Here is an 11,947-nt window from a genome sequence, read left to right on the forward strand (position 1 = left end):
AGTTTTCTACCTTCCGATACTAGGTACTACGCCTAAACTCTCACTATCGTCGTTTCCAACGCTTTGAACTGCAAAAAGATAATTGTCTTTGCTGTAGGGTACCCTAAGTTCTGTTGCTTTAGTAAAAAATTTCTTTTCCCAAACAGGGCTGCTGGTTTCTCGCATTAAAACGTAGTAGCCCTTTGCCATTCCATTTAAAGGTGCTTTCCAATACAGCAAGGTAGAATTGCTCAAGTTTTTCACATCAACCTTAACTTCTGTAGGGGCTGACGGTGCCTTTGATAGGTTTGCAAGTACCGCAATATTTACAGCTGTGTTTTTTCGGAGGTATTCAAAATCCATAAACTCTTGTAAATCGCCGTATTTAATGCCATTCTCTGTTCTCAAATCTTGGTGCTGGTGATCGAAATTTTCGTTCATCTCTGTAATTCTAACGGCTGTAAATCCATTCTCTACAAAAGGTGTATGATCCCCTCCACGTAGAAAGCGGTCGTTTCTATAAATTAATTTTACTTCGAGTTGATCTACATAACGTTCGCCAATTTCTTTAACGTAACGGCCTAACTGTCTGCTTTTTCCATCATTTTCTAATCCAAACTGACGAATGCTTTTTGCGTTCTTTTCGAGCTCGAAACTTGGCAAGCCTTCGCTAAACACTCTTAATTTGGTGTTGTCAATAATCAGCGTTTCACTACTGTTGTTGCTTCCAATCATGTCGTTATTTAACATGGCATCAATGTTCCAACCTTCTTTTTTGGCCTTCATTGCCATATAACCAGATCCCAATAAAGATTGTTCTTCGCCGCTTACGGCAACAAAAATGATGGTCGCAGCAAATTTATATTGACTCATTATTCTAGCGGCTTCAATAACACCAGCAACTCCACTTCCATCATCATTAGCGCCTGGGGCATCGCTGGTTCTATTCATCACATCCGTAACACGGCTATCTAAATGTCCGCTCACCACATACACCCTTTTATCGTTTGCATCCGTCCCCTTTAAAATGGCCACTGCATTGCCTAGAAGAATATCTTTATCAACTCTCTTTCCGTCGGCTTTTAGCGTTACGGTATCTAAAAATGCGGTTAATCTGCCATCACCTTGTTTTGCAAACTGATTAAACTTGCTAAGTACCCAGTTTCTGGCCGCACCGATTCCTTTTGTTTTGCTTTTGATGTCGCTGATGGTGCTCCTTGTTCCAAAAGATACCATTTTAGAAATGTAGGATTTCAAAGAGTCGGGCTGAACGGCCTTAACCATTTTCTCAATTTCAGTATTGCGATTGACAATCGTTTGAGCTTTAACGGTTAATCCTAAAGCAAGTAAAATGATGAGGGAGTAAATTTTTTTCATGTTTCCGAATAAGAATACTAATGTATTGATTCATCTTAATGAATTTATGCATAAAATTAGGTTAACTGTAACAATTTAAACATAAAAAAGCCTTTCGAATTCAATCGAAAGGCCAATGATATATAAGGAAGACAACTTACTATTTTGAAAGCGATGCAATGGTATTGTACTCTCCTTTGCTCCAGTTTCCAAATGCTTTTTTTGCTGAGTTTTTGGCGTCATTTAAATTCACATCACCAGCAATGGTTAAATAAGTTTTATCTGGCGTAATGCTGTTGTAAAAATCTTGAACATCAGATAAAGACAAGGCATTGATGGATTTCTCCGTTACGGTTTGATCGTAATCATAATCCTGAAGCTTTAAGCTTGTTAGAAGTTTAGCTTTAGCTAGATTAAAGGTATTCTGATTAATCTGTGCATGTTCAATGTATGAAGCAAATGCAGCTAAATCGGCATCCAAATCCGTGCGAGTAGTAGATTGCTTTCCGCTTTGATCTTTAAAACTGATGTGTGTATTTTTTTGAACACCCACGTTAAACACTGCATTCAACAATTCTACCACACCATCTTTTTTATTTGGAAATGCTTTTGCATTTAAGGTGAAGCTTGAGAAGGCCTTTTCCGATCGACTATTTTCGGAAACAATGATGGTCATACCGTTTTTTAACTTAAAATTAATGGGCTCTTTATAACCATTTTGTGCATTAGTATATAGAGATGATAGTAGAATTAGAGCAGATAATAGGGTTGTTTTTAGCTTGTACATTCGTGTTTTAATATGTTATATCCAATTTAATTTTCAGCAAAATTAGGCTTGCGATTTGGTTAAGCCCATGGTAGAGAGATATAAAGGCATAAACAATAGTTGAATGCGGTAATATACGGGTTGGATTATTTGGTGGTTTTTAAAAATTGGAAATTTATTCATTTTGTTCATTAGTAGAATATCTAAAAGTTTCTCAATAGGTTGTATTAGATTTAATTCGGAAATAGTTGAAAGCTAGATGAACTGCCTCATAGTTGATGATGATATAATTTGTAGAAGTGTGATTAAACACTTGGTTACGTTTGAGGAATCGCTTAACCTGGTTGCCGAATGTAAAAATGCGAATGAAGCCTACCAATGCATTGAGACCAATAAAATTGATCTCATTTTTTTAGATGTGGAAATGCCAGGGATCTCTGGGATAGAGTTGGTTAAAGGCCTTGGGCAAACCAAACCATTAATCATTTTTATTAGCTCTAAGAAAGACTATGCGGCCGAAGCATTTGATTTGAATGTTGTGGATTATATTACAAAACCTGTTTCACCCGATCGCTTTTTACGTTCGGTTATTAAGGCAAAAAGCCTTTACAAACACAAGAACAGTGCTTTTTTTTTAGGATTGAGGAAAGATGAATTTATTTTCATAAGGGATTCTAATGTAATAAGACGTATTAAGTTAAATGATATCTGTTACCTGGAGGCACAGGGTGATTATGTTAAAATTTATTTGGTGGATAAAATTCATTCCATTCATTCTTCCTTAAAATCAGTAGAAGATAAATTACCTGCCGACACTTTCTCCAGGGTGCATCGGTCATTTATTGTTAACCTAAGCAAAATAGATACTGTAGAAGGCAGCACGTTGGTTATAAACAAAAACTTCGTTCCAGTTTCTGATGCTTACCGTTCAGCCTTAAATAAAAGGTTGCACATACTTTAAAATAAACCTTATTTAAAAATGTTATTATGATCTGTGAAAAAGAAAATTTGAAAAACGACGTTCAAAATAACTCTATTGATTTATTGTTGGTAGAAGACAATCCCATCAATCAAAAACTATTTGCTTATTACTTTAAAGAATACTTGGTGAGTTATGATGTTGTAAGTGATGGTTTTGAAGCCATTGAAAAACTTAGAAAACAAAAATATAAGCTTATTTTATTGGATATTGAGCTACCAATAAAGGATGGTTACAATACCGCTCAAGAAATTAGAGAGGTTTTAAATATAGATACCCCAATTGTGGCAATAACATCGCACGAGATTGACGAGGTGAAAGATCAATGTTTTGAAACGGGTATGGATGCCTGTTTTTCCAAGCCCATAAGTAAGCTGGAGTTAGTGGCTGTGCTTTCGCAGTTTCTACCTCAAGAAATCTTTACTCAGGCAGCCTCCAAACAGCAAAAAATCAATAAAGTTCCAGAATACCGAACTATAGATTTTGACTATTTGAAGCAAATTAGCATGGGCGATAAAGTGTTTGAGAAGCGATTAACAGAACAATTCTGCGAAAAGATTTCTGAAAATTTAAACAAGTTAGATGAGTGTTTGGTAAACGAAAATGTGGCAGAACTGAAATTTGTGGCGCACCAAATGCACTCCACTATTTTTATCATGGGTATGCGTTCAAAACTTGGCGCTCATTTAGATGCCATAGAAAGAAAAGCCCTAAATTTCGAACAGCTTAAAGCACGAGTTGGAATTATCAGTTTAGTTTGTAAAAGGGCTAGGGATGAGGCGAGAGAATTTTTAGCATCTGCGGGTTAGTTGTTCTTAGTCATCTGAAATTCAATTGTTTATAATTTTTTCATTTTGTATTTCTTATTGCTATATTTATTATGATGATTTAATCTAAAATATTTGATGGATTATGACAGGCAAAAAAAAAGGATTAAGAATTTTTAATCCATCTCTAACAAACAGTATCATTAACCTTCAAAAGAATGGTTACAGTTACGATTTTCACAAAGTAGATAATGATTATCTTTTATGTTTGCAAAATAATCTCCGGTTTTCTGCAAAGCATTTAATTATAAAGGCGATTGAGTTGTCTAAGAAATCGGCCAAAGGTTTGCACACCATAGAAACCTCAACAGGGGAAAGAGGACTGCTTTTAACTGAGGTTGATTTTTAAATCCAAAATTCGATTTTTCATAAAAATTAAGATGGCAGAAATAAAATTTGAAACCTTTCCGAATGAGCCGAGTGCATTCAATTTATATCTTGAAGAAGTAAAAATCGGAGAAATGATTGTCGAAATAAGTGGTGATGATTTAACAGTTTACCACACAGAGGTAGATGAGGATCAATCGGGAAATGGATATGCAGGCCAACTGCTTGCTGAGATGGTTGCCTATGCCAGAGCACAGAACCTTAAAGTAATTCCATTATGTCCCTACGTTCATGCCCAATTTAATCGTCATCCAGATTTATACGCCGATATTTGGAAAAAAGAAAATTAGCTTATACCCATATCTATTTGAAATCTCCAATCTACGTCAGGTTGGAGATTTTTTTTGCTCAACTATTTTTTGCTTGGAAAATAATTTTTTGGCTGTAATGATTATATTTATCCTACACACAAATGGAATAATTATGAATTTTAAACGCAATTTCTTGCTCATTTTAGCGATGGGCATAGGGCTCATGGCGAGCGCGCAAAGCTTTTCTTCAGTTAATGTGGGGAACTCAAACTACAAGCTTGGCATCCAATCTGTAAATATTGATGTAAATGGTTGCACAGTAACACTGAATTTAAATGGTGAAATTTTAGATGTTTACCCAGCTCGGCAAGCCATAAAATATTACGGCAGATTTGATGGAATTGATAAACAAGGTAAACTTAAATCGATAGGCAGCATTATCTTTGATTATTATGATCAATTCAGTTCCACGGAAATTCAAGGCAAAATCAAATCAATTAATGATTTAAACATAACTTATTACGACCGGTTTCAGGATGCGAATGAACTAGGGAAAATTAAATCCCTAGGCAATACCCTTATAAGCTATTACGACCGCTTTGACCGCGAAGAAAAGATTGGTAAGGTGAAATCAATCGATGGAATGGGTGTCGATTATTTCGATCGATTTTCAGAGGACGAACTTATCGGAAATGTTAAATCGATAGGTGATGTTATTTTCAGTTATTTTGACAGATACGACGGTGAGGACAGACTTGGGCAATTGAAACAAGTGTCGGGAGATGATAACCGAATAATTGTGGGCATTTATTAAGGCGGATATAGATTAACTCACATTTTTTGCTCTTAACATTTTTCCTGATAAATTAGGTAAAACGTTTAACCTACATTATCTTGCAATAGAATTTTTGATCTAACCTAAATACATCATCCGAAATGAGAAGATTTCTTTTATGGCTTCTATTAGTCAATGTTCAGTTTGTATATGCCCAGGTTCCAGTAGATTTATCGCGCTTAAAGAAAAATGGATCAAAAATTTTTATAAATAAGAAGCTCATCACCGTGACTTGGCCAACGGGGCAAAAAACTATCGGGAAAATGATTTTAGATCTTGATCAAGATAAGCCTTTGTTCAATCGCATTTTGTTAAACCAAAATGGCGATTTTAAGGTGGTTGCGCGAAACCTTGACCCAGCTTTCATACTTCGAGTTGGAAAGAGAACGCTTAGTGCATCAAGTGGTGGCTGGGACGTGTTTTTTGATAAAGTACCTTCGAAACCTTACACCACCAACCTCATCAAATTTGATAAACGTAAAGCTTCTGTGGAAACAAATGGCTCAAGAACGATAATCAAGATCTCTCAGCTTCAATCCCAGAGCTTTAGTGGTGACTTGGAAATTACCTTGTTTAACGGTAGCCCGCTATTTAACGTAGCAGCTGTAGTTTCTACAACGGCAGATTCTACCGCCATTTTGTACGATGCAGGCTTAACCAGTAAAACCGATGTTTGGGGAAGCATTGCTTGGTCTGATGTGAAAAAGAAAATTCAATTTGCAAAACCTTCACTAACAGATGAGAGCAAAAATTTGGAAGTTAAATATCGTACCGTAATTGGAGAGAATGAAGGCGGTAGTTTAGCCTTATTTCCAGCGCCGCATCAATACTTTTACCCTTTGGATGAAGCCTTCAACCTCAAATTTACATGGTATGGAAGCCACTATTTGAACCTAGTACCAGGGTTTGGTATTGGTATTCGCCAAGATCCACTGGGCGATAAACGTTATGTACCATGGTTCAATGCAAAACCCAATACAAAGCAACGATTAAATTTTTTCTGCCTAATTTCTACCAAAAAAGCCGAAGCAACATTAAACGAAGTTAAGCAGTTTACGCATAACGATACCTATGCGCCGCTACAGGGATATAAAACGATGGCAAGTCATTTTCATAATGAATTTATTTCTGACGTGGCACTTAGTGGCAAACCCGTTCCAGAAAAACCTGAGTTTGTAGAAGTATTAAAAAATGCAGGCTTGAATATTGTAAAGCTTGCGGAGTTTCATGGACCTGGCCATCCTAAAGGTCCAGACAGTACACGTTTGAAAGAATTAAACTCGCTATTTGAACAAACACGGCGTTTATCTGATCCTAATTTTCTGCTCTTACCAGGCGAAGAAGCAAATAATTTTTATGGTGGCCATTGGCTTGCTTTGTTTCCAAAACCGATTTATTGGATAATGTCTAGAAAAGACAATACGCCATTTCAAGTAAATGATAGTAAGTATGGGGAAGTATATCACGTTGGTAATCAAGATGAAATGCTGAAATTATTAGAGCAAGAAAAGGGATTGGCCTGGGTAGCTCATGCCCGTACAAAGGCATCAACGGGTTATCCTGATCGATATAAAGATGAGGCTTTCTTTAAGTCGGATACCTATATGGGTGCCGCTTGGAAAGCGATTCCCGCAGACCTCTCTCTGCCCACTCTAAGTAAGCGTGTACTTGATTTAATGGATGATATGGCCAATTGGGGCTTAAAAAAGCATGTCATTTCTGAAGCAGATATTTTTACCATTACCGAACAGAATGAGATGTATGCGCATTTAAATGTAAATTACCTTCAAATGGATAAACTTCCACGATATGAAGATGGATGGCAACCCGTTTTAGATGTAATTAAAAATGGAAGATTTTTTGTATCAACGGGGGAGGTACTCATCCCAAAATTTAACATCAATGGCAAACCAGCTGGAACGGTTTTAAAACTCAATCCCCTAGCTAAGGCAATGGTTAATATAGAACTTAATTGGACTTTTCCGCTCAATTATCTAGAAATCATTTCTGGCGACGGAAATAAAGTATATCGCGAACGGATAAGTTTAAATCAGACTCAAGCATTTGGAAAGCAAAACTTTAGTTTGCCCATTAACTTAAAGGGCAAAACCTGGGTACGGGTTGAAGCCTGGGATATTGCTGCAAATGGTGCTTTTACACAAATGGTATGGTTAGAATAATTGGTGGTTAGGATAGCTCTAGCATTTTTTCAGCTGCAATATCCTGAATAATGTTTTCTACGTTTTGAATGAATGCATTTTTGCCATAATTCCAAGTTTGAGGAGAAGCCATATTTTCGATAATGTTCTCAATTTCTCCATCAGATGCATTGACCAAATTTTTGAACTCTCTAACCAAACTGTAAGAATCCATATCGCCAAAACCCCTAAGTTGTTTAACCTTTCTTAAAAAGGAACTCATTTTGCTTATGTTGTCTGAACTTTCCATGCGTTAAAAGTCCTATTTATCTCTAATTAATACTACGGTAATTTTACCCTATTGTTCTTGGTAACATGAATGTGACTTAATGTTAAGCGAAAGTTGAATCTGCTCAATTGGCGAAAAAAAAAGGAACGAGCTAACAAGCCCGTTCCATCTAAACCCCTTACATGCGCTCAAACATGAAGGAATTACAAAAGTAACAAACAGATTTATAATTGGTTTTGAAATTTGCTTAGGCCAATACTAAAATTGTGTAAATAAATTCCTGTCATCTTAGAAATTAATTTAATAGGAAACTACCCCCAATCCAATATTTGTTGAAGTGTATTTCTTTAAGGTATAATGATCAACCCACCATTTGTTTTTTTACACGGCAGATGAAATCGTATATATCAAAAGGCTTTTTAATAAAGTCGTCTGCTTGGCATGCTCTACTCATGGCCGAAAGATCGCCTGAGGCAGACATAATGATTACTGGGAGATGCACGGTTGCAGGATCCGATCTCAGTTCTTTGCACAGGTCTAAACCATTTCCATCCGGAAGCGATACATCGAAGATAAGCGCATCGGGCCTAACTTTTGAAATCTGTGCTCTAAAACCAGCAGCATCAGCAAATGAACATACGGTATATTTTTCACTTTGAAGAAGGAACTCTAACATCTCTCGGATCTCATCATTGTCTTCAACAATCATAATTTGTTTCGGCATAAGAGGTTATATTTAAGTTAGTATTACAAACATATAAAATCGATTTAGTTTTTAAATGTTAATCCGTAATTAATTGATTTATTGATGATTATTATTCTAAAAAGGTGTGTGATTTGGCATTAGAAAGGCGGTGTATGTTACAATTGTTTCCGCTCAAAGCATGTATTCAAAATTTGGAGAGCAGTTGCAGTGCCTGTCGGTTTTTGCCGTCCCACTTTCCATTACGCCATGAAGAATGGCTTCATTACAATCGGGTCTATTTTACTTCTGTTTGATGTGCTTGGCATAGGCATCTTCCCAAACAGTGTTAACGATTGTTTCACTGTTGGTTGATGTGTTACCCAAATGATTATTAAACCAATTGCCCAAATGGCTATTTGGAAAAGCCTGCCTTTCTAAACCGTATTGAAGCGGTATCCCCCGATTTTTTCAATCGGGGATTTAGCGGAAAGGCGGACTGCGGTGAGCGAAGAAGCAGCACAGCACCTTTCCAAAATAAAAGAAATAACTTCTGTGTGGCTGATCCAACCAAATAAACTTGTCTCCGCTCAAAGCATGTATTCGAAATTTGGAGAGCAGTTGCAGTGCCTGTCGGTTTCTACTGTCCCGCTTTCCATTACGCCATGAAAAATGGCTTCATTACAATCAGGTCTATTTTACTTCTGTTTGATGTGCTTGGCATAGGCATCTTCCCAAACAGTGTTAACGATTGTTTGAGTGTTGGTTGATGTGTTACCCAAATGATTATTAAACCAATTGCCCAATGGCTATTTGTAGAAGTCTGCGTTTCTAAACCGTATTGAAGCGGTATCCCTGATTTTTTCAATCGGGGATTTAGCGGAAAGACGGACTGCGGTGAGCGAAGAAGCAGTGCAGCACCTTTCCAAATTGGAAAAAATAATTTCGGTGTGGCTGATCTAAGGAAATAAACTTGCCTCCACTCAAAGCATGTATTCAAAACTTGGAGAGCAGTTGCAATGCCTGTCGGTTTCTACTGTCCCGCTTTCCATTACGCCATGAAGAATGGCTTCATTACAATCGGGTCTATTTTACTTCTGTTTGATGTGCTTGGCATAGGCATCTTCCCAAACAGTGTTAACGATTGTTTGAGTGTTTGAGGGGTTCCCCAAATGATTATTAAACCAATAGCCCAATGGCTATTTGTAAAAGCCTGCGTTCCTAAACCGTATTGAAGCGGTATCCCCCGATTTTTTCAATCGGGGATTTAGCGGAAAGACGGACTGCGGCGAGCGATGAAGCAGTACAGCACCTTTCCAAAATAAAAGAAATAATTTCTGTGTGGCTTATCCAATCAAATAAATAGCCTTCGAAAGCTAAAATGTGTGAAGCAAGCTTCTATTTTTGCTGCGGCAGTGTAAACCAGAAGGTTGAGCCGGAACCGAGTTGGCTTTCTACGCCAATTTCGCCTTGATGCGAACGAATGATTTCGCCGCAAATGAAAAGGCCTAAGCCAAGGCCACTATAACTGCTCCCGCTGGTGTCAACCCGATAATAGCGATCAAAAAGATGACGGAGGTTTTCCGGCCTGATGCCTGGGCCATTATCTTTCACAGAAATTTTAATCTTCTCTGCTTGCTTTTCAATATGCACCTGAATTTCGAAGGATAGTGGCGCGTATTTTACGGCATTATCTACAAAATTTGTGATTACCTGACCTATCCTAACCGGATCAGCCTCAATTTCTATATCAAGATCGCCAGAAAGTTTAACCGCATAACGCCCTTCGGTGTTTAGATGCTTGAATCCATCGCAAACGATTTCTGCTAAAGGTATTTTCCTTTTGCTGATGTGCAGTTGCCCTTCGCTTGCCATACCGGCATTGAGGAGGTCTTCAATCAATACGTTTACTTTCTCTAAGCTCTTGTTTGCAGAGTTTACCAGTGCAGGGATGCGTGCAGAATTGCTCTCTTTAATCTTATCTAAAAGTTGAAGGGATAGTTTTAAGCTGGTGATTGGGGTTTTAAGTTCGTGGCTTGCAATGCTTATAAAATCATCTTTTTGCTGTTGCAATAAACGAAGCTCCTGAATATCGGTAGCCGTACCAATCCAAATTTGGTTGGCTTGCGAACCTTTTTCGATGGGCATAAGTCGCACCAGATGCCAGCGGTAAACGCCATCGCCGCGGCGTATGCGCACTTGAAACTCTCCCCCTAAACCATCGGCAAGGATGGCGCCAAATAGCCTGAAAGATGTTTTTAAATCTTCATGGTGAATGAGGCGATTGATCATTTTCGGACCAGTTTGCTTTTCGGAAAAACCGGTATAGTCTGACCATCTGCGATTGATGAAAATCATTTTTCCTTGATGGGTATTGGTCCATGCGATTTGTGGAATGGTTTCCATCATGCTTCTAAACTGACTTTCGCTATCTTCTAAAGATTTTGTGCGTGTGCTCACTCGCTCTTCCAGCTCTGCGTTGAGCAGGTGAAGTTCGGCGTTAATGGCTTTAACCTTTTCTTTTTCATCTTGCAGCAGCCTATTTGAATTTAGCAACTCTTCTTTACGTTTCCTTAATCTGGCAGAAAGTATAGCCAAATCTAAGGCATGCTGCTCGGCTTCTCTTTTTTCGTCGGCCTCTCTAATAGCACGTGATATTTTGGAAGGCAAAGTGGGTAGGCTGTTTTTAGAAACGTAATCGGTAACGCCTTCTTTGATTAGTTCGACAACATTTTCTTCGCCAATAATGCCTGATATGATGATAAATGGAATGTGTGAGAAATTTGTCTGTTTCATACGGAATGCACTCACCGCGTCAAAAGCGGGTAGTGCATAATCTGAAAGAATAAGCTGAGGCAAAAAATCTGTTAGTGCCTCTTCGTAACGCTCTCGATTAGAAACAATGCGAATATCAAAAAGTAAACCCGATTTTTTGAGCACGCGACAAATCAGATCGGCGTCTGTATCGCTATCTTCCAGCAGAAGAATGCGTAATATCGGGTGAATTAGCGTTGACATTAGGTTGAGGGTTGATTAAGAATCATCCAATATAAGCCCAACTCTTTTATCGATTGAAAAAATTTATCGCTATCTACAGGCTTAACAATATAACTGTTTGCGCCCAAAGCAAAACATTGCTCAATATCTGGCCCCTCGTTGGAGGACGTAAGCATCACAATCGGAACGGATTTCAAATCCACATCAGATTTTAGTTTTTCCAAAACCTGTATGCCAGATACCTTGGGCATTTTAACGTCCAATAAAATTAGTTTCGGTAGGTCTTTTAAAGATCGGGAAACGTAAGTACCTCTGCAATAAATAAAGTCTAATGCTTCTGCACCATCAATCACGTGGTGAAGTTTATTGGTAAAGCCACTTTTTTTAAGTGCTCTGATGGTTAAGGCTGCATCGTCTCGGCTATCTTCAACAAAAAGGATTTCTACATTATTGTAATTCAT

At 37.8% G+C, this 11,947-nt stretch carries 13 protein-coding genes; 6 read left to right on the forward strand and 7 right to left on the reverse strand.

The features are described 5' to 3' along the window. Positions 1-6: 6 nt before the first annotated feature. Together DHW03_RS17770 and DHW03_RS17775 are read right to left on the reverse strand one after the other, a co-directional pair. Positions 7-1,356, reverse strand: coding sequence for a M20/M25/M40 family metallo-hydrolase (locus DHW03_RS17770; RefSeq protein WP_109927172.1), 1,350 nt, complete (start codon positions 1,354-1,356; stop codon positions 7-9). 139 nt (positions 1,357-1,495) lie between these two features. Next, positions 1,496-2,122: a peptidase M16 family protein gene (locus DHW03_RS17775; RefSeq protein WP_109927173.1), complete on the reverse strand. Its 627-nt coding sequence runs from the start codon at positions 2,120-2,122 to the stop codon at positions 1,496-1,498. Positions 2,123-2,360: 238 nt separating this feature from the next. Here DHW03_RS17775 and DHW03_RS17780 point away from each other — a divergent pair, with 238 nt between their 5' ends. From DHW03_RS17780 to DHW03_RS17805, 6 genes are all read left to right on the forward strand, one after another. Further along, positions 2,361-3,062 carry a LytR/AlgR family response regulator transcription factor gene (locus DHW03_RS17780; protein ID WP_109927174.1) on the forward strand — a complete coding sequence of 234 codons (702 nt, stop codon included), beginning with the start codon at positions 2,361-2,363 and terminating at the stop codon, positions 3,060-3,062. A 26-nt stretch (positions 3,063-3,088) separates the two neighbouring features. Beyond that, the gene (locus DHW03_RS17785) at positions 3,089-3,889 is read left to right on the forward strand and encodes a response regulator (RefSeq protein ID WP_109927175.1); all 801 of its coding nucleotides are present in this window, start codon (positions 3,089-3,091) and stop codon (positions 3,887-3,889) included. Positions 3,890-3,992: 103 nt separating this feature from the next. Then, a complete protein-coding gene (locus DHW03_RS17790) occupies positions 3,993-4,256 on the forward strand; it encodes a hypothetical protein (protein ID WP_109927176.1) in 264 nt (87 codons plus the stop codon). Positions 4,257-4,287: 31 nt separating this feature from the next. After that, the gene (locus DHW03_RS17795) at positions 4,288-4,584 is read left to right on the forward strand and encodes a GNAT family N-acetyltransferase (RefSeq protein WP_109927241.1); all 297 of its coding nucleotides are present in this window, start codon (positions 4,288-4,290) and stop codon (positions 4,582-4,584) included. A gap of 133 nt (positions 4,585-4,717) precedes the next feature. Further along, the gene (locus DHW03_RS17800) at positions 4,718-5,359 is read left to right on the forward strand and encodes a hypothetical protein (RefSeq protein ID WP_133248554.1); all 642 of its coding nucleotides are present in this window, start codon (positions 4,718-4,720) and stop codon (positions 5,357-5,359) included. 122 nt (positions 5,360-5,481) lie between these two features. After that, entirely contained in the window at positions 5,482-7,560 is a 2,079-nt protein-coding gene (locus tag DHW03_RS17805) for a CehA/McbA family metallohydrolase domain-containing protein (RefSeq protein WP_109927178.1), read from the forward strand. Between the two features lie 7 nt (positions 7,561-7,567). On the opposite strand, the gene DHW03_RS17810 is transcribed toward DHW03_RS17805, so the two are convergent. The 5 genes from DHW03_RS17810 to DHW03_RS17830 form a co-directional block, all read right to left on the reverse strand. Beyond that, complete coding sequence (locus tag DHW03_RS17810) at positions 7,568-7,828, reverse strand: hypothetical protein (RefSeq protein ID WP_109927179.1); 261 nt, start codon at positions 7,826-7,828, stop codon at positions 7,568-7,570. Between the two features lie 340 nt (positions 7,829-8,168). After that, the gene (locus tag DHW03_RS17815) at positions 8,169-8,531 is read right to left on the reverse strand and encodes a response regulator (RefSeq protein ID WP_109927180.1); all 363 of its coding nucleotides are present in this window, start codon (positions 8,529-8,531) and stop codon (positions 8,169-8,171) included. Between the two features lie 616 nt (positions 8,532-9,147). Further along, positions 9,148-9,357, reverse strand: a complete 210-nt coding sequence (locus DHW03_RS19200; RefSeq protein WP_133248555.1) for a hypothetical protein — start codon at positions 9,355-9,357, stop codon at positions 9,148-9,150. 530 nt (positions 9,358-9,887) lie between these two features. Next, positions 9,888-11,507 (reverse strand): hybrid sensor histidine kinase/response regulator, encoded by a 1,620-nt coding sequence (locus tag DHW03_RS17825; protein WP_109927182.1) that lies wholly within the window; start codon positions 11,505-11,507, stop codon positions 9,888-9,890. Beyond that, positions 11,507-11,947: a response regulator gene (locus DHW03_RS17830; protein ID WP_109927183.1), complete on the reverse strand. Its 441-nt coding sequence runs from the start codon at positions 11,945-11,947 to the stop codon at positions 11,507-11,509. The genes DHW03_RS17825 and DHW03_RS17830 overlap by 1 nt, the downstream gene beginning before the upstream one ends.

The sequence above is a fragment of the Pedobacter yonginensis genome, assembly GCF_003173595.1.
In the GTDB taxonomy this organism is placed as follows: Bacteria; Bacteroidota; Bacteroidia; order Sphingobacteriales; family Sphingobacteriaceae; genus Pedobacter; species Pedobacter yonginense.